Here is a 16,778-nt window from a genome sequence, read left to right as displayed (position 1 = left end):
CGGCTACTCGGCCTCGAAGGCGCTACGCAGCCAGTGCATCTGCGCGGCATCGCCGAGGCCGTCGTAACTGACCACGTCGAAGCGGCAGGCGCGCTGCGCGTGCTGCGGATGCGCGGCCAGCCACAGCGAGGCGGTGCGCAGCAGCTTGTCGCGCTTGCCGCGGGTGATCGAGTCGGCGGCGCTGCCGTGGCCGCGCGCGCCGCGCTGGCGCACTTCCACGAACACGATGGACTCGCCTTCACGCATCACCAGATCCAGCTCGCCGTGGCGGGTGGTGTAGTTCTGCGACAGCAGGCGCAGGCCGTGGCGTTCGAGCTCGCGCCGGGCGCGCTCCTCGAAGCTCGCACCGGCCGCGCGCATCAGGGCGTGTTGCTGCCCGCGCTGCTGGCGGGCGCCGGCAGCGGGTTGACCGGTACGTCAGCGGGCGGCGCGGCCGAGGGGGCGTCGTCCATCTGCAGGCTGCCGGTCAGCGGGCGCGCCACGCCATCGGTGAATTTCGCCCACACCAGCACGCGCCGCACGCGGCCGAACTGGTCGGCGGTGAGCTGGCCGGTGGCGCCGGGCAGGTAGCTGCCGGGATGATCGCGCAGCCATTCCAGGTACGGGGCGAGATTCCACGCGTCCATGCCGAACGCGAACAGGCGCGCGGCGCTGCCGGTGGCCGCGGGCAGCAGCGCAGCCATGCCCGCGTGCGGCGGCAGGCCCGGCTGGGCGTCGAACAGCCACGGCGCGTCGCAGAACTCGACGCCTTCCAGGTCGCGGTCGTCGCCGGCATCGTCGCTGCCCGCGTAGATGTGCGAGGTGGCGAACACCGGCAGGGTGATCCGCCGGATGCGCAGCTGCGGCAGCAGCAGGCGCGCCTGTTCCGGACGCATGCTGATGAAAACCGCCGCGTCCGGATTGTCTGCGGCGATGTTCATGCCGGCGATGGTGTCGCCGAAGTTCACGCCGCTGGTGGGCAGGCTGCGCTGCATGACCACCTGGCCGCCGCGAGCGAGCAGCTCGGCCTTGAATGCATCGGCCGCGCGCTGGGCGAAATCGTCGGCGGAGATGATCACGTACGCCGTGTGCAGGCCACGCTCGATCAGGTGATCGGCCGCCTGCGCGCCCTCGGTTTCCGGGAGTAGGCCGAACTCGGTGACGCTGGCCGAAGGCATCGCCTTGTCGTCGGGATGGTTGAGCGCGAGTACCGGCACCGGCAGCCGGCTCTGGCCGATCACCGCACTGACCTCGGCGCGGGTCAGTGGGCCGATCACCAGCTGCGCACCGTCGCGCACCGCCTGTTGATAGGCCTTCACGGCGCTGTCCGCGCTGCCGCCGCTGTCGTAGACATGCAGCTCGGCGCGCGGCGCATGGTTGCGGCTGGCGTCGGCGTACGCGGCGAAGAAGCCTTCCCGGATCGACGAGGAGGCGCCGGCCAGTTCGCGGGTGGCCGGCAGCAGCAGGGCGATCTGGCTGGGCATGCGGTAGCCCTCGCGCACGTTGGCGTCCGCGCCGGGCAGCATCGTGCCGACCGGCTGGTTCAACTCCGGCTGCGGATGGGCGACGGTAACGCCCTGCTGCGAGAGCGCCTCGTTGATCCACGGCAGCATCCGGTCGGTGTGCGTCATCGCGCCGGCCCGCCGCTGCAGCTCGGCCACGCCCAGGCGGCCGAGCAGGCTGAGCACCTGGCGCTGGTTCTGCGAGCGATCCAGCCCGCTCAAGGCATCGTCCATCTGCACGCGCGTGCGCGCGGCGCCCCACGGGTCGCCTCTGGCATCGAGCGCGCGGGCGCGCAGTTCCAGCAGGCGCAGCTGCAGCGCCTGCGGCACGCGCAGACCCGGCTGGGTGGTGAGGGCGAGCGCAGCGCGCGGATCGCCGTGGTGCAGGGCGATCTCGGCGCGCAGCAGATCCAGGCGTACCGGCTCGTCATCGGTCAGCCGCTCGCGACGCACGTCGGCCAGCACGCTGGCGGCGCGATCGAGCTCGCCTTCCTGGCGATACGTCTCGGCGGCATTCAGGCGGTAACTGTCGGCGTGTGCGGCGTTGGCGGACGCCAGGGCGAGATAGGCCTGCGCGGCCTGTTCGAACTGACCCTGCTGGCGCAGCGCATCGGCACTCTGCATCGCGCTGATTTCCGCGGGCGAACGCTTGGTGGCCGTGGGCACGCAGGCAGCGAGCGCAAGGCTGATCAGCAGGGCGAGGCCGGCGGCGCGGTACAGGCGCATGGAAAGTCCCTTGATGTGGAGGTGAGTCGTGATCGAACGGGTCGGACTGCGCGATGATAGACGATCAATCCGCCGCGCCGCGGCCGCAAGGATTTCCCGATGTCCCGTGTTCAACCCGGTTCGCTGTGGGTGGTCGCCACGCCGATCGGTCATCGCGACGACTTCACCGCCCGCGCCGTGCAGACACTGCGCCAGGTGGCGGTGATCGCTGCCGAAGATACCCGTCACAGTCGGCCGCTGCTGCAGCACTACGCCATCGACACGCCGCTGGTGGCGCTGCACGAGCACAACGAGCGCGAGGCAGTCGATGCGCTGGTGCAGCGCATGCTCGGCGGCGAATCGGTGGCGCTGATCTCCGATGCGGGCACGCCGTTGATCAGCGATCCGGGATTCCGCCTGGTGCGTGCGGCGCGCGCTGCCGGCGTGCGCTGCGTGCCCGTGCCCGGCGCCTGCGCGGCGATTGCGGCGCTGTCGGTGGCGGGCCTGCCCAGCGACCGCTTCGTGTTCGAGGGCTTTCTTCCACCCAAGTCGGCGGCGCGGCGAGCGCGTCTGCAGGAGCTGGCCGGGGATCCGCGAACGCTGATCTTCTACGAGTCCTCGCATCGCGTGGCGGAGAGCCTCGCCGACATGCGCGATGTGTTCGGCGGCGATCGCGAGGCGGTGCTGGCGCGCGAGCTGACCAAGCTGTTCGAGACGGTGATCGGCGAACCGCTCGACGACCTGGCGGCGCGCGTCGCGGCCGATCCCGACCAGCAGCGCGGCGAGTGTGTGCTGCTGGTGGCCGGGCGCGGCGAGGAAGTGGATGCGCGGCTGGCCGAAGGGCAGCGGGTGTTCGCGATCCTGCGCGAGGAGCTGCCGCCGGCGAAGGCGGCAAAGCTGGCCGCGGCGATCAGCGGTGCGCCACGCAAGCTTCTGTACGAAGCGTAGGAGCGCACCCTGTGCGCGAACGCTCTTGCTCTTGAATGAAGAGATCAGGGCAAAAAGCATCGCGCACCGGGTGCGCTCCTACTAGACTCGTCGCTGGAGTCGGCCGGACAGTCGCGTCGCACGCAAGTGCATCGAGGAAAGTCCGGGCTCCACAGGGCAGAGTGCCAGGTAATTCCTGGGCGGCGTGAGCCGACGGCCAGTGCAACAGAGAGCAGACCGCCGATGGCCCGCAAGGGCACAGGTAAGGGTGAAAGGGTGCGGTAAGAGCGCACCGCGTACGGGGCCAACGCCGTACGGCACGGTAAACCCCACTCGGAGCAAGACCAAATAGGGGAACGATAACGCGGCCCGCGTTGTTCCCGGGTAGGTCGCTGGAGCCAGGCGGCGACGCCTGGCCGAGAGGAATGACTGTCGCGCCGCAAGGCGTACAGAACCCGGCTTACAGGCCGACTCCACCTTTCACCACCCCGGGCGGGTCACCGCCCGGGGTTTTTTGTGGAAAGCCAGGCGAATGAACGCCGGTTCATGCGCAAGGGCCGACTTTGGGCGCCGCGAGAGCGTGACGGGAAAAGCAAAAAACCCTGTCATTCAAGCGTCTTGCCCCGCTTCCTCATGTAAGGGGTGAATTGTCGTCACCTCTTTGCCTTTACTCCTTGATTCACAAAAGAAATTCCCTTGACAGTCTCAGGGGGCGAGACTATCGTGGGTTTCAGTGTGAAATCGTGGGATTTAGTGGAGCCATCGCGTCGTGTTCCAGGGCGAAACCGCCATCACCGTTGATGACAAGGGCCGGCTGGCCATCCCGACGATGTATCGGGAGCTGGTCGCGGTCGCCTGCGCCAATCGTCTGGTGATCACCTACAACCCCTTCGAGCACGGCTGCCTGTGGCTGTTTCCGTACGCGGAGTGGGAGCGGGTGCGGGACGAGGTCAATGCGCTGCCCAGCGTGAAGGCGGCCCATCGCAACATGCAGATGAAGCTGGTGGGTGCGGCGGCGGTGGTCGAGCCGGACAGTGCGGCGCGAATCCTTTTGCCATCCAGCCAACGCGGTACCACCGGCATCGAGAAGCGGGCGGTACTGCTGGGCATGGGCAACAAGTTCGAGCTGTGGAGCGAGCAGGCCCATCTGGCCAAGATCCGCCAGACCATCGGCGAAGACGACATCACCAGTGACATGGCCGAACTGCGCCTCTGAGTTTTCAGACGGTGCAGCGACAAAGTGCGGGACGGGAGCGGGAGTGCGGGATGGCCCAGAGCCGGAATACAAATTCAGGCTCGGCGCCGCTGCAGCACATTCCGGTGATGCTGGGCGAAGCTGTGGAGGGTCTCGCCGTGAAAGCGGACGGGCGCTATCTGGATGGCACGTTTGGACGCGGCGGTCACGCTCGCGCCGTGCTGTCGCGCCTGGGTCCTGACGGCCGCCTGCTGCTGATGGACCGCGACCCGCAGGCGATCGCCGCAGCCAAGGCCGCCTTCGCCGATGACTCGCGGGTGTCGATCCGCCACGCCAATTTCTCCAGCCTCGCCGAGTGGGACGAGACCGCCGCGGGGCTGGACGGCATCCTGCTCGACCTGGGCGTGTCCTCGCCGCAGCTGGACGAGGCCGCGCGCGGTTTCAGCTTCATGGCCGATGCGCCGCTGGACATGCGCATGGACACCACCCAGGGCGAGAGCGCGGCCGAGTTCCTGGCCCGCGCCGACGAGCGCGAGATCGCCGACGTGCTGTGGCAGTTCGGTGAGGAGCGCCACGCACGCCGCATCGCCCGCGCCATCGTCGCCGACCGCGACGCCACCCCGTTCACTCGCACCGGCCAGCTGGCCGCGCTGATCGAGCGGGTGGTCGGCCGTCGCGAGCCGGGCAAGCACCCGGCCACGCGCAGCTTCCAGGCCCTGCGCATCCGCGTGAACGGCGAACTGGAATCGTTGCAGCGCGGGCTCGAAGCGGCGCTGGAGCGGCTGAAGGTGGGCGGGCGTCTGTCCATCATCAGCTTCCATTCGCTGGAAGACCGCGCGGTGAAGCTGTTCATCCGTGACCATTCCGGGCGCACCCAGGGCAGCCGGCGCGGTCCGCCGGTGGCCGCGGCGCCCGCACGGCTGGCGCCAGTGGGCAAGGCGCAGTTCCCGTCCGATGCCGAGCAGGCGGCCAACCCGCGCTCGCGCTCGGCGGTGCTGCGGGTGGCGGAGAAGCTCGCATGAAGATCTTCGGCGCCATCGCCCTCACCGGCCTGCTCTGCCTGGTGCTGATCACCGCGCTCGGCGTGGTGTGGACGCGGCACGAGAGTCGCGTGCTGTTCGTGCAGCTCACCAGCCTGCAGAACCAGCGCGACGATCTCAACGTGGAATACGGCCGCCTCGAACTGGAGCAGGCCACCTGGGCTGAGCCGCGGCGCATCGACGAAGAGGCGCGCAGCAAGCTCGGCATGGTGGCGCCGGCGCCGGCCGACATCCAGCTGGTGCGCCGATGAGCCGGCCGCGCAAGGTCACGCCGATGGTTCCCGGGCGCCGTCGCCAGGGCGCCGGGCCCAGCCCGCGACGTCGTCTGACCGTGGTGGTCGTGCTGCTCGGGCTGGCCTCGCTGGGGCTGGTGGCGCGTGCGTTCGACGTGCAGGTGGTGCGCAAGGAGTTCTATCAGGAGCAGGGCGACGCGCGCTTCCTGCGCGAGGTGCCGATCGCGGTCTCGCGCGGCACCATCTTCGACCGCAACGGCGAGCCGCTGGCGGTGTCTACGCCGATGGTGTCGATCACTGCCGTCCCCTCGCAGGTGCTGGCGAACGACGACCAGCTGCCGCAGCTGGCCGCCGCGCTCGGCACGCAGCCGGACCAGCTGCGTGAGTACCTCGAGCAGCGCGCCAGCCGCGAGTTCACCTATCTCAAGCGCCAGATGAGCCCCGAAGACGCCCAGGCGGTGCTGAGTCTCGGCATCCCCGGCATCAACGGCCAGCGCGAGTTCCGCCGTTACTACCCGTCCGGCGAAGTCACCGCGCACGTGCTGGGCTTCACCAACATCGACGACCACGGGCAGGAGGGCCTGGAGCTGGCGTTCGATGACTGGTTGTCGGGCCAGCCCGGCAAGAAGCGGGTGATCCGCGACAACAAGGGTCATATCGTCGAAGACGTCGAGCAGGTGCGCGAGCCCAAGCCAGGCAAGAACCTCACGCTCAGCATCGACCGACGCATCCAGTTTCTCGCCTACAGCGAACTGAAGGCTGCGGTGGAAAAGTCGCAGGCCGATTCCGGCACCATGGTGATCCTCGACGTGAAAACGGGCGAGGTGCTGGCGATGGTCAACATTCCCACCTACAACCCCAACGCGGTCGGCAGCAGTGCCGCCGCGGCGCGGCGCAACCGCGCCGTCACCGACGTGTTCGAGCCCGGCTCGACGATCAAGCCGATCCTGATGGCCGCGGCGCTTTCCAGCGGCAAGTTCACCCCGACCAGCCCGACCATCGACACCACCGGCGGGCACTGGTTCTTCGGCGGCCACGACATCCACGACACGCACGATTACGGCGTGCTCACGCCTACCGGCGTGATCACCAAGTCGAGCAACGTGGGTGCCGCGCACATCGCCATGCAGCTCGACACCGAGCTCATGTACAACACCTATCGGGCGTTCGGTTTCGGCAACTCCACGCAGAGCGGCTTCCCGGGCGAAGCGTCCGGACGGCTGCGCATCGGGCGCGACTGGCGCCCGCTGGAGAAGGCGATTCTCGGCTACGGCTATGGCCTGAACGCCACCGCGCTGCAGCTGGCGACCGCCTATGCGGCGCTCGGCGACGGCGGCGTGCTGCACAGCCCCACCTTCATCAAGGGCGGCCAGACCGAGGCCACCGCGGTGATCGAGCCGCGCATCGCCCGCGAGATCGTGGACATGATGGAAACCACCACCCAGCCCGGCGGCACGGCCGCGCCGTGGGCGTGGATCGCCAACTATTCGGTGGCCGCCAAGACCGGCACCGCACACAAGGCGCAGGCCGGTGGCTACGCCAAGGACGCGTACGGCGCCGCTTTCGCCGGCCTGGTGCCGGCGAGCAATCCGCGGCTGGCTGCCGCGGTGATGATCGACAACCCGCGCAAGGGCAGCTACTACGGCGGCCTCGCCTCCGGCCCGGTGTTCGCCAAGGTGATGGACGGCGCGCTGCGCCTGCTCGACATCCCGCCGGACAACATCGGCCGCTGGTACGTGGGTGGCCCGCTGCAGGGCAAGAACGGGCTGATCGGCAACAAGCCGCCCGACGCGCCAAACATCGAGGAGGCACCCGTGGATCGGGTGACGCCATGAGCGGATCACGCCTCGATCGCCTGCTGCTGGGCTTTGCCGACACCGCCGCGCTGAGCGGCATCGTCGTTTCCGGGCTCACGCTCAATTCGCGCGACGCCCGGCCGGGCGTTGCCTTCGTCGCGCTGCGCGGCACCCGCCAGCACGGCATCGACTTTGCTGCCGACGCGGTGGCGCGCGGCGCCGTCGCGGTGATCGCCGATGCCCCGGCGCCGCAGGATGCGCCAGAGCTCGACGTGCCGGTGGTGTGGGTCGATGGGCTGGCCGAGCACGTGGGCGAAATCGCCGCGCGCTTCTATCGCCATCCGTCGCAGGAACTGCGCGTGGTCGGCGTGACCGGTACCAACGGCAAGACCTCCGCCGTGCAACTGGTGGCGCAGGCGCTGCACCGGCTGGGCCACCGGGCTGCCAGCATCGGCACGCTGGGCGCGGGCCTGGTCGGCCAGCTGCGCGATGGCGAGCGCACCACGCCCGATGCGATCAGCGTGCAGGCGCGACTGGCGAGTTTTCGCGAAGCCGGCGCCAGTTACGTGGCGATGGAGGTCTCCTCGCATGCGCTGGTGCAGGGGCGGGTGAACGCGGTGGACTTCGAGGTCGCTGCCTTCACCAACCTCACCCGCGACCATCTTGATTACCACGGCACCATGGAAGCCTACGGCGAGGCCAAGGCGCGCCTGTTCGCTTGGCCAGGGCTGCAGGCCGCGGTGATCAACATCGACGATGCCTTCGGCGCCGCGCTGGCCGAGCGCCTGCCTGCCACGCTGCGGCGTCTGCGGGTAAGCGCCGCCGGGCTGGCCGACGCGGAAGTATCCGCCACAGGCATCGTCACCTCGGGCGAGGGGCTCGCGTTCCAGCTGCATACGCCGTGGGGGACGCGGGCCATCCGCAGTCCGCTGCTGGGGCGTTTCAACGTCGCCAACCTGCTCACCGTAGTGGCCTGTCTCGGTGCGCTGGGCGAGCCGTTCGAGCAGCTGGTGGCCGCGGTGGAATCGCTGTCGCCGGTCAACGGCCGCATGAATCGCCTCGGCGACGGCCTGCGCCAGCCGCTGGTAGTGATCGATTACGCGCACACCCCCGACGCGCTCGAGCAGGCGCTCACCGCGCTGCGCGCACACTGCGCCGGACGGCTGCTGTGCGTGTTCGGCTGCGGCGGCGAGCGCGATGCCGGCAAGCGCCCGGTGATGGGCGCCATAGCCGAGCGCCTGGCCGACATCGCCATCATCACCGACGACAACCCGCGCGGCGAAGACGGCGACGCCATCGTGGCGCAGATCGTGGCCGGCTTTGCCGACCCGGCGCGGGCGCGCGTGCAGCGCGACCGCGAGGCTGCGATCCGGCTGGCACTGTCGATGGCGCGCGCCGGCGACGTGTTGCTGGTGGCCGGCAAAGGCCACGAGACCTACCAGGAAGGCGCCCAGGGCAAGCGCCCGTTCGACGATCTGGCGGTGGCGCGCGCCGCGCTGGAGGCCTGCGCATGATGTCGCTCGGCACTATCGCCATGTGGACCCGCGGCACGCTGATCGGCGCCGACAGCGTCGTGCAGGGCGTGGCGATCGATACGCGCAAGCTGAAAGCCGGCGACATGTTCGTGGCGCTGCCGGGCGAGCGCGTCGACGGACATGACTATGTCGCCGAGGCCATGGCGCGTGGCGCCGTGGCGGCGATGGTCACGCGCAAGCTCGATCTCGCGATCCCGCAGGTGCTGGTGAACGACGCCGCCGCCGCGCTGGGCGACCTGGCCAGTGCGGTACGCGCGCAGCGCGACGTGCGCGTGGTCGGCATCACCGGTTCGAACGGCAAGACCACGGTGAAGACGCTTACCGCGGCGATCCTGGCCCGTCACGGTCGCACCCACGTCAACGCCGGCAACTACAACAACGAGCTCGGCCTGCCGCTGACCCTGCTGGCGATGCCGCGGGACGCGCAGTTCGCGGTGCTGGAGATGGGCGCAGGCAAGCCCGGCGACATCGCCTACCTCGCCGGCATCGCGCGCCCGGACGTGGGTGTGATCACCTGCATCGCGCCAGCGCACCTGGAGCGCATGGGCAGTCTCGAAGGCGTCGCCGAAACCAAGGGCGCGCTGTACCAGTCGCTGCCTGCCGACGGTGTGGCGATCATCAATGCCGACGACGCATTCGCGCCGTTCTTTGCCGGGCTGGCCGGTTCGCGCCGGGTGCTGCGCTACGCGCTGGAGCAGCCGGCCGACGTCACGGCCGACATTCTCGAGCAGCGCGTCGATGGCTCGCGCTTCGTGTTGAAGACGCCGCTGGGCGACGGCGAGGTCGCGCTGCCGCTGGCCGGTCGCCACAACGTCGCCAACGCACTGGCCGCCACGGCCATCGCGCTGGCGCTGGACGTGCCGCTTGCCACCATCGTAGCCGGCCTCGAGCAGGTCGACGGTGTGGCCGGGCGTCTGAAGGTGGAAGCGATGCCCGGCGGATGGACCCTGATCGACGACAGCTACAACGCCAACCCCGGCTCGGTCACGGCGGCCATCGACACGCTGGCGCTGGCCTCGGGTGAGCGAATGCTGGTGCTCGGCGACATGGCCGAGCTGGGCGCCAACGCCCGCGCCCTGCATGCCGGCATCGGTGCGCACGCGAAGGCGCGCGGCATCGACCGGCTGTTCGCGGTCGGCCCGTTGAGCGCCGCCGCGGCCGAAGCCTTCGGCGAAGGCGCGACGCATTTCGACAGCAAGGACGCGCTGGTCGCCGCGCTGCAGCCGCGGCTGCACGCGGGTGTCACCTGCCTGGTGAAGGGCTCGCGTTCGGCGGGCATGGACCAGGTGGCCTCGGCCTTGCGCCCCCATACCGACCGCGGAGGCGCGCCCCATGCTGCTTGAACTGGCCGACTGGCTGGCCCGGCACTTCACCGCCGTGCACCTGTTTCAGTACATCACCTTCCGCACCATCATGGCGGCGCTCACCGCGCTGGCGATGTCGCTGCTGTTCGGCCCGGCGGTGATCCGCAAGCTGGCCCAGCTCAAGGCGGGGCAGGTGGTTCGCAGCGACGGCCCGCAGACCCACCTGACCAAGGCCGGCACGCCGACCATGGGCGGCGTGATGATCCTGCTGTCGGTGGCGATTGCCACGCTGCTGTGGGCCGACCTGCACAACCGCTACGTGTGGCTGGTGCTGGCGGTGACGCTGGGTTTCGGTGCAATCGGCTTCTACGACGACTACCGCAAGATCGTCCTGAGCGACAGCCGCGGACTGGCCTCGCGCTGGAAGTATTTCTGGCAGTCGGTGTTCGGCCTGATCGCCGCGTGGTTCCTGTTCCACACCGCGCAGCTGCCGGCAGAAACCGCGCTGTACGTGCCGCTGTTCAAGCAGGTAGCGATTCCGCTGGGCGCACTGTTCGTGGTGCTGGCGTACTTCATGATCGTGGGCTTCTCCAACGCGGTGAACCTTACCGACGGTCTCGATGGCCTGGCGATCATGCCGACCGTGCTGGTCTCCGGCGCGCTAGGCGTGTTCGCGTATCTGGCCGGCAACAAGGTGTTCTCCGAATATCTGGGCATTCCTTCGATTCCCGGCGCGGGCGAGCTGTCGATCTACTGCGGCGCGCTGGCCGGCGCGGGCCTGGGCTTTCTGTGGTTCAACACGTATCCGGCGCAGGTGTTCATGGGTGACGTGGGCGCGCTGGCAATCGGCGCGGCGCTGGCGGCGATCGCGGTGATCGTGCGCCAGGAGATCGTGCTGCTGGTGATGGGCGGCGTGTTCGTGATGGAAACCGCCTCGGTGATGATGCAGGTGGCGAGCTTCAAGCTCACCGGCAAGCGCATCTTCCGGATGGCGCCAATCCACCACCACTTCGAGCTCAAGGGCTGGCCCGAGCCCCGCGTGATCGTGCGCTTCTGGATCATCAGCGTGGTGCTGGTGCTGATCGGTCTTGCCACGTTGAAGGTGCGCTGATGTTCGGCTTCGGAACCGGCCAGGCGGTGAAGCGGCAGGGGCCTCGCGGCCACTTCGACCTGCCGTTGCTGCTCGGCCTGGTGGGTCTGGCCAGCATGGGCGTGGTGATGGTTGCCTCCAGTTCCATCGCCGTGGCCGACAGCCAGCACATCGGCGCTTTCTACTACCTGAAGAAGCACCTGTTCTATCTCGCGCTCGGGCTGACCCTGGCCGGCTTAGCCATGCGGGTGGAGCTGAAGCTGCTGGAGAAGTACTCCATGCCGCTGCTGCTCGCTGCCGGGCTGATGCTGCTGGCGGTGTTCGTGCCGCATTTCGGCATGCGCATCAACGGCGCCCGCCGCTGGCTCAACCTCGTGGTGATCAGTTTCCAGCCGGTGGAGGCGGTGAAGCTGATCCTCGTGGTCTACGTGGCGAGCTTCCTGGTGCGGTACCGCGACAGCGTGGAGACCACCTTCTGGGGCCTGCTGCGCCCGATCATCGTGGCCGGCGTCATCGTGCTGCTGCTGCTGGCGCAGCCGGACTTTGGCTCGGCCACGCTGGTGATCGCGGTCACCATCGGCATGGTGTGGCTGGGCGGCGCGCGGCCGATCTTCCTGTTTCTGATGGGCCTGCCGCTGATGCCGCTGCTGGCGATCGCCGCCACAAGCGAGAGCTACCGCATGAAGCGGCTGACCTCGTTCATGGACCCGTGGAAGGACCCGTTTAACGACGGTTTCCAGCTGACCCAGTCGCTGATGGCGATCGGTCGCGGCGAATGGACCGGCGTGGGCCTGGGTTCCAGCGTGCTGAAACTCTCCTATCTGCCCGAGGCGCATACCGACTTCATTCTTGCCGTGATCGGCGAGGAGCTGGGTCTGGCCGGTGTGATCGCGGTGATCGCGCTGTTTGCGCTGGTGGTGTGGCGCGGCTTCACCCTGGGCCTGCGCGGCATCGAGGTGAACCAGCGCTTCGCCGGCTACGTGGCGTTCGGCATCGCAATGATGATCGGGCTGCAGGCGATGGTATCGATCGGCGTCAACCTCGGCGCGCTGCCCACTAAGGGCCTCACGCTGCCGCTGATCAGCTCGGGCGGCTCGTCGGTGCTGCTCACTTGCGCCATGGCCGGGGTGCTGCTGCGCGCCACGTTCGAGATCAACCGCGCGCGCGACGCGCGCCAGATGGCCACGCGCATGCCGGCACTGGCAGTGCCTGACGCCAATGCAGCGCCGGCGATGCGCGATCGCCAGGCGGAGGCCGCATGAGCGCGACGCAGCGTCCCGTGCTGATCATGGCCGGCGGCACCGGCGGTCACATCTTTCCCGGCCTGGCCGTGGCCGACGTGCTGCGCGCGCAGGGCGTGCCGGTGGCATGGCTCGGCGCGCGCGGCGGCATGGAAACACAGGTGGTGCCGGCGCACGGCATCGAGTTGCATGAGGTGCCGGTCGGCGGGCTGCGCGGCAAGGGCTGGAAGACCCGCCTCGGCGCGCCGGTGATGCTCGCGCGCGCCTTGCTCACCTCACTCGCCGTACTGCGCCGGCTGCGTCCGCGCAGCGTGCTGTCGATGGGCGGTTACGTGGCGGGCCCCGGTGGCATCGCCGCACGTCTCACCGGAACACCTTTGCTGGTGCACGAGCAGAACTCGGTCGCCGGTTACACCAATCGCAAGCTCGCCGGCTTTGCCCGTCGCGTGCTGACCGGCTTCGCCGGAGCGCTGCCGAACGGCATCTGGGTGGGCAATCCCGTGCGTGGGTCGATTGCCGCGCTGCCCGCACCGGCCGAGCGCATGGCTGGCCGCAGCGGCCCCGCGCGCCTGCTCGTGCTCGGCGGCAGTCTCGGCGCGCGCGCGCTCAACCTCACGGTGCCGAAGGCGCTCGCCGAGATACCCGCGGAGCGGCGCCCGCACGTCCTGCACCAGTGCGGCAAGCGAGGCGTGGATGAGGCACGGCAGGCGTATGCCGAGGCCGGCGTGGCGGCCGACGTGATGCCCTTCATCGACGGCATGGCTGCGGCCTACGGCGAGGCCGATCTCGCCATCTGCCGCGCCGGCGCGCTCACCCTCGCCGAACTCACCGCAGCGGGGCTCGGCGCCGTGCTGGTGCCGTTTCCGCACGCGGTCGACGACCACCAGACCCGCAACGCCGAGGCGCTGGTCGCCGCCGGCGCCGCTGAACTGATCAAGGAAAGTGAACTGGACGTACAGCAACTCGCGCAGCGCCTCACCGCGCTGCTGGCCGATCGCCCCGGCCTCGTCGCCATGGCGTCTGCCGCCCGTACCCTGGCCAAGCCGGATGCGGCGCAGGCGATCGCCCGCGCCTGCCTGGAGGTCGCCGTATGACGCCGCGTCGCCTGCTGCAGCACGAAGACCTGATGAGCACCTTCCGCCGGGTGCATTTCATCGGCATCGGCGGCGTCGGCATGAGCGGCATTGCCGAGGTGCTGCACAACCTCGGCTACGCCGTGTCCGGCTCGGACAAGTCCAACTCGGCCACGGCACAGCGCCTGGCGGGCCTGGGCATCGAGGTGCGCATCGGCCACGAGGCCGCGCACGTCGGCGACGCCGACGTGGTGGTCACCTCCAGTGCGATCCGTGCCGACAATCCCGAGCTGGTGGCCGCACGCGAAGCGCGCATCCCGGTGATTCCGCGGGCGGAGATGCTGGGCGAGCTGATGCGCTTCCGTCGCGGCATCGCGATCGCCGGCACCCACGGCAAGACCACCACCACCAGCCTGGTGGCCAGCGTGCTGGCCGAGGCCAATTACGACCCCACGTTCGTCATCGGTGGTCAGCTCAACGCGGCCGGCGCCAATGCGCGCCTGGGCACCGGGCAGTACCTGGTGGCCGAGGCGGACGAGTCGGACGGCTCGTTCCTGCTGTTGTCGCCGGTGATCGCCGCGATCACCAACATCGACGCCGATCACCTGGAGAACTATCACGGTGATTTCGCCGAGGTGAAGAAGGCGTTCTCCGACTTCCTGCATCGCCTGCCGTTCTACGGACTGGCCGTGCTGTGCGTGGACGATGCCGAAGTAGCCGAGCTGGCGCGCGATACCTCGCGCCGCATCATGACCTACGGCATCGAGCGCAGCGATGCCGACGTGCGCGCCACCAACGTCACCCAGCGCGGCTTCACCATGTACTTCGATCTGGTACTACCGGGTCGTGCCGAGGCGCTGCCGGTGCAACTCAACCTGCCTGGCAAGCACAACGTGCTCAACGCGCTGGCCGCCGCTGCGATCGGCTGGCAGCTGGGCGTGGAGGCCGAGGCGATCGGCCGCGCGCTGGCCGGTTTCCAGGGTGTCGGCCGGCGCTTCCATGCGCGTGGCGAGCTGCAACTCGATCGCGGCACCGCGCTGCTGATCGATGACTACGGTCACCACCCGCGCGAACTGGCCGCGGTGTTCGCCGCGGCGCGCGGCGGCTGGCCGGAGCGCCGCCTGGTGGTGGGATTCCAGCCGCACCGCTACAGCCGCACCCGCGACCTGCTCGACGACTTCGCCAACGTGCTGGCCGAGGCGGACGTGCTGCTGCTGACCGAGGTCTATCCGGCGGGCGAGGCGCCGATCGCCGGCGCCGACGGCCGCGCGCTGGCGCGCGCCGTGCGTGCTCGCGGCAAGGTCGATCCGGTGCTGGTCGAGCATCCGCGCGATTTCAAGGAAACCCTGCCGACGCTGCTGCGCGACGGCGACCTGGTGCTGCTGCTGGGCGCGGGCGACATCGGTGCCGCGGCACTGGAACTGGCGCAGTTGGGCAGCCTGAGGACGACCAAGTGATGAGCAAGATCAACGACCCGGCCCAGTTCGGACGCGTCGCCGTGGTGATGGGCGGCAGCTCCGCCGAGCGCGAGGTGTCGCTCGACTCCGGTCGCAACGTGCTGGCTGCGCTCAAGGCGCGCGGTGTGGACGCGCACGCCATCGATGGCATTCCGGCTCTGCTCGATGCGCTGCGTGCCGGCCATTTCGCGCGCGTGTTCAACATCCTGCACGGCCAGCACGGCGGTGGCGAGGACGGCGTGCTGCAGGGCGCGCTGGAGTCGCTCAACGTGCCGTACACCGGCTCGGGCGTGCTCGGCTCGGCGCTGTCGATGGACAAGACGCGCTCCAAGCGCGTGTGGCAGTCGCTGGGCTTGCCCACGCCGAAGTTCGTGGCCCTGCCGCGCGGCGCCGACGTGCATGCGGCCGCGCGCGAGATCGGCTTTCCGCTGATCGTGAAGCCGGCCTGCGAGGGCTCCAGCGTCGGCGTGACGCGCGTGTTCGAGGAGAAGGATCTCGACGCGGCGGTGGAGCTGGCGGCGAAGTATCCGGGCGACCTGCTGATGGAGACGCTCATCGAAGGCGACGAGCTGACCGTGGCGATTCTCGGGCGCGAGGTGCTGCCGAGCATCCACATCGTGCCCAAGGGCGCGTTCTACGACTACAACGCCAAGTACATCGCCGAGGACACGCGCTACCTCTGCCCCGGGCTGGAGGGTGACGCCGAGGCCAAACTGCGTGCGCTGTCGCTGCAGGCGTTCGATGCGCTCGGTTGCAGCGGCTGGGGCCGCGTCGACGTGATGCGCGACCGCACCGGCCACAACTGGCTGCTGGAAGTGAACACGGCGCCGGGCATGACCTCGCATTCGCTGGTGCCCAAGGCTGCCGCGGCGGCCGGCATCTCCTACGAGGAGCTGTGCTGGCGCGTGCTGGAAACCAGCTTTGACAAAGACCGCGGGATTGCCGGAGGGCGCCCATGAGGGGAGCCATCCGCCTCGTCGCCTGGTGCCTGGCCATCGCCCTGGTGGTGCTGCCGGTGGTCGGCGTGCTGCGCGGCTGGTTTGCGGCCGACCGCTGGCCGGTGACCAAGCTCACCGTGCAGGCCGAGTTCCACCACGTGAAGGCCGAGCAGATCCGCGACATCGTGCGGCCGCGCCTGGGGCGCGGCTTCTTCGCGCTCGACCTGGACGCGGTGCAGAAAGCGGTCGCGGCGCTGCCGTGGGTGGAGTCGGTGGAGGCCAGCAAGCGCTGGCCGGACACCTTGCTGTTGCGCATCTACGAACGCCAGCCCTTCGCGCGCTGGAACGACAAGCAGCTGATCAGCCGTCAGGGCCAGGTGTTCGACGTGCCGCCCAGCGAGCTCGACACCAGCCTGCCCAGCCTGCACGGGCCGGATGACCGGCTGGCGGAAGTGGTGAGCTTCTACGCCGATACCCGCAAGGCCTTCGGCGGCACCCATCTGCAGATCACCGGCGTGGCGCTCACCGAGCGCGGCAGCTGGAGCCTGGCGACCGCCGACGGCGCGCAGATCGTGCTGGGCGACCGCGAGCAGGCGGCTCGCCGGCTGCGCCGCTTCCTCGATGTCTATCCGCAGGTCGTGGCGGGTCACGCCACCGGCTTCGCCTATGCCGATCTTCGTTACACCAACGGTTTCGCCGTGCGCTGGCCCCCGGCCACCGGCGCCGCCAACGAAACAGGTGTGCCCCGCACATGACGACGAAC

General features: G+C 69.5%; 15 protein-coding genes and 1 other RNA gene. 14 read left to right on the top strand and 2 right to left on the bottom strand.

All coding sequences use genetic code 11. The features are described 5' to 3' along the window. Nucleotides 1–3: 3 nt before the first annotated feature. Both ACQVBX_RS12040 and ACQVBX_RS12035 read right to left on the bottom strand, forming a co-directional pair. Nucleotides 4–360, bottom strand: a complete 357-nt coding sequence (locus ACQVBX_RS12040; RefSeq protein ID WP_431634318.1) for a YraN family protein — start codon at nt 358–360, stop codon at nt 4–6. After that, a complete protein-coding gene (locus ACQVBX_RS12035) occupies nt 360–2,207 on the bottom strand; it encodes a penicillin-binding protein activator (RefSeq protein WP_431634317.1) in 1,848 nt (615 codons plus the stop codon). The genes ACQVBX_RS12040 and ACQVBX_RS12035 overlap by 1 nt, the downstream gene beginning before the upstream one ends. A gap of 99 nt (nt 2,208–2,306) precedes the next feature. Here ACQVBX_RS12035 and rsmI point away from each other — a divergent pair, with 99 nt between their 5' ends. From rsmI to ACQVBX_RS11965, 14 genes are all read left to right on the top strand, one after another. Then, nucleotides 2,307–3,134: a 16S rRNA (cytidine(1402)-2'-O)-methyltransferase gene (gene rsmI, locus ACQVBX_RS12030; RefSeq protein ID WP_431634316.1), complete on the top strand. Its 828-nt coding sequence runs from the start codon at nt 2,307–2,309 to the stop codon at nt 3,132–3,134. Between the two features lie 95 nt (nt 3,135–3,229). Continuing rightward, nucleotides 3,230–3,592, top strand: an RNA gene (rnpB, locus tag ACQVBX_RS12025) — RNase P RNA component class A. A 290-nt stretch (nt 3,593–3,882) separates the two neighbouring features. After that, entirely contained in the window at nt 3,883–4,329 is a 447-nt protein-coding gene (gene mraZ / locus ACQVBX_RS12020; protein WP_431634315.1) for a division/cell wall cluster transcriptional repressor MraZ, read from the top strand. A 50-nt stretch (nt 4,330–4,379) separates the two neighbouring features. Further along, complete coding sequence (gene rsmH, locus ACQVBX_RS12015; RefSeq protein WP_431634314.1) at nt 4,380–5,330, top strand: 16S rRNA (cytosine(1402)-N(4))-methyltransferase RsmH; 951 nt, start codon at nt 4,380–4,382, stop codon at nt 5,328–5,330. Then, nucleotides 5,327–5,599 carry a cell division protein FtsL gene (ftsL, locus tag ACQVBX_RS12010; RefSeq protein WP_431634313.1) on the top strand — a complete coding sequence of 91 codons (273 nt, stop codon included), beginning with the start codon at nt 5,327–5,329 and terminating at the stop codon, nt 5,597–5,599. The genes rsmH and ftsL overlap by 4 nt, the downstream gene beginning before the upstream one ends. Continuing rightward, nucleotides 5,596–7,416, top strand: coding sequence for a peptidoglycan D,D-transpeptidase FtsI family protein (locus ACQVBX_RS12005; RefSeq protein ID WP_431634312.1), 1,821 nt, complete (start codon nt 5,596–5,598; stop codon nt 7,414–7,416). Before ftsL ends, ACQVBX_RS12005 begins: the two co-directional genes overlap by 4 nt. Further along, nucleotides 7,413–8,891, top strand: coding sequence for a UDP-N-acetylmuramoyl-L-alanyl-D-glutamate--2,6-diaminopimelate ligase (locus tag ACQVBX_RS12000; RefSeq protein ID WP_431634311.1), 1,479 nt, complete (start codon nt 7,413–7,415; stop codon nt 8,889–8,891). The genes ACQVBX_RS12005 and ACQVBX_RS12000 overlap by 4 nt, the downstream gene beginning before the upstream one ends. Then, complete coding sequence (locus ACQVBX_RS11995; RefSeq protein WP_431634310.1) at nt 8,888–10,255, top strand: UDP-N-acetylmuramoyl-tripeptide--D-alanyl-D-alanine ligase; 1,368 nt, start codon at nt 8,888–8,890, stop codon at nt 10,253–10,255. Before ACQVBX_RS12000 ends, ACQVBX_RS11995 begins: the two co-directional genes overlap by 4 nt. Then, nucleotides 10,245–11,327: a phospho-N-acetylmuramoyl-pentapeptide-transferase gene (gene mraY, locus ACQVBX_RS11990; protein ID WP_431634309.1), complete on the top strand. Its 1,083-nt coding sequence runs from the start codon at nt 10,245–10,247 to the stop codon at nt 11,325–11,327. The genes ACQVBX_RS11995 and mraY overlap by 11 nt, the downstream gene beginning before the upstream one ends. Beyond that, on the top strand, nt 11,327–12,568 hold the full coding sequence (gene ftsW / locus ACQVBX_RS11985; RefSeq protein ID WP_431634308.1) for a putative lipid II flippase FtsW: 1,242 nt from the start codon (nt 11,327–11,329) through the stop codon (nt 12,566–12,568). Before mraY ends, ftsW begins: the two co-directional genes overlap by 1 nt. After that, on the top strand, nt 12,565–13,641 hold the full coding sequence (gene murG / locus ACQVBX_RS11980; protein WP_431634307.1) for an undecaprenyldiphospho-muramoylpentapeptide beta-N-acetylglucosaminyltransferase: 1,077 nt from the start codon (nt 12,565–12,567) through the stop codon (nt 13,639–13,641). The genes ftsW and murG overlap by 4 nt, the downstream gene beginning before the upstream one ends. Further along, nucleotides 13,638–15,077: a UDP-N-acetylmuramate--L-alanine ligase gene (murC, locus tag ACQVBX_RS11975; protein WP_431634306.1), complete on the top strand. Its 1,440-nt coding sequence runs from the start codon at nt 13,638–13,640 to the stop codon at nt 15,075–15,077. Before murG ends, murC begins: the two co-directional genes overlap by 4 nt. Further along, nucleotides 15,077–16,036, top strand: coding sequence for a D-alanine--D-alanine ligase (locus ACQVBX_RS11970; RefSeq protein WP_431634305.1), 960 nt, complete (start codon nt 15,077–15,079; stop codon nt 16,034–16,036). Before murC ends, ACQVBX_RS11970 begins: the two co-directional genes overlap by 1 nt. Continuing rightward, the gene (locus tag ACQVBX_RS11965; RefSeq protein ID WP_431634304.1) at nt 16,033–16,770 is read left to right on the top strand and encodes a cell division protein FtsQ/DivIB; all 738 of its coding nucleotides are present in this window, start codon (nt 16,033–16,035) and stop codon (nt 16,768–16,770) included. The genes ACQVBX_RS11970 and ACQVBX_RS11965 overlap by 4 nt, the downstream gene beginning before the upstream one ends. Nucleotides 16,771–16,778: the final 8 nt, after the last annotated feature.

Origin of the sequence: Dyella thailandensis (assembly GCF_050749815.1) — a bacterium.
GTDB lineage: Bacteria > Pseudomonadota > Gammaproteobacteria > Xanthomonadales > Rhodanobacteraceae > Dyella_A.
This window is presented reverse-complemented; position numbering and strand designations above follow the sequence as displayed.

Bases quoted from the DNA above. Each gene is read 5' to 3' on its own strand.
- ftsW (WP_431634308.1), top strand. From the start codon at position 11,327: ATGTTCGGCTTCGGAACCGGCCAGGCGGTGAAGCGGCAGGGGCCTCGC.
- ACQVBX_RS12005 (WP_431634312.1), top strand. From the start codon at position 5,596: ATGAGCCGGCCGCGCAAGGTCACGCCGATGGTTCCCGGGCGCCGTCGC.
- ACQVBX_RS12040 (WP_431634318.1), bottom strand. From the start codon at position 360: ATGCGCGCGGCCGGTGCGAGCTTCGAGGAGCGCGCCCGGCGCGAGCTC.
- rsmI (WP_431634316.1), top strand. From the start codon at position 2,307: ATGTCCCGTGTTCAACCCGGTTCGCTGTGGGTGGTCGCCACGCCGATC.
- ftsL (WP_431634313.1), top strand. From the start codon at position 5,327: ATGAAGATCTTCGGCGCCATCGCCCTCACCGGCCTGCTCTGCCTGGTG.
- ACQVBX_RS12035 (WP_431634317.1), bottom strand. From the start codon at position 2,207: ATGCGCCTGTACCGCGCCGCCGGCCTCGCCCTGCTGATCAGCCTTGCG.
- murG (WP_431634307.1), top strand. From the start codon at position 12,565: ATGAGCGCGACGCAGCGTCCCGTGCTGATCATGGCCGGCGGCACCGGC.
- ACQVBX_RS11995 (WP_431634310.1), top strand. From the start codon at position 8,888: ATGATGTCGCTCGGCACTATCGCCATGTGGACCCGCGGCACGCTGATC.
- ACQVBX_RS12000 (WP_431634311.1), top strand. From the start codon at position 7,413: ATGAGCGGATCACGCCTCGATCGCCTGCTGCTGGGCTTTGCCGACACC.
- ACQVBX_RS11970 (WP_431634305.1), top strand. From the start codon at position 15,077: ATGAGCAAGATCAACGACCCGGCCCAGTTCGGACGCGTCGCCGTGGTG.
- murC (WP_431634306.1), top strand. From the start codon at position 13,638: ATGACGCCGCGTCGCCTGCTGCAGCACGAAGACCTGATGAGCACCTTC.
- mraY (WP_431634309.1), top strand. From the start codon at position 10,245: ATGCTGCTTGAACTGGCCGACTGGCTGGCCCGGCACTTCACCGCCGTG.
- rsmH (WP_431634314.1), top strand. From the start codon at position 4,380: ATGGCCCAGAGCCGGAATACAAATTCAGGCTCGGCGCCGCTGCAGCAC.
- ACQVBX_RS11965 (WP_431634304.1), top strand. From the start codon at position 16,033: ATGAGGGGAGCCATCCGCCTCGTCGCCTGGTGCCTGGCCATCGCCCTG.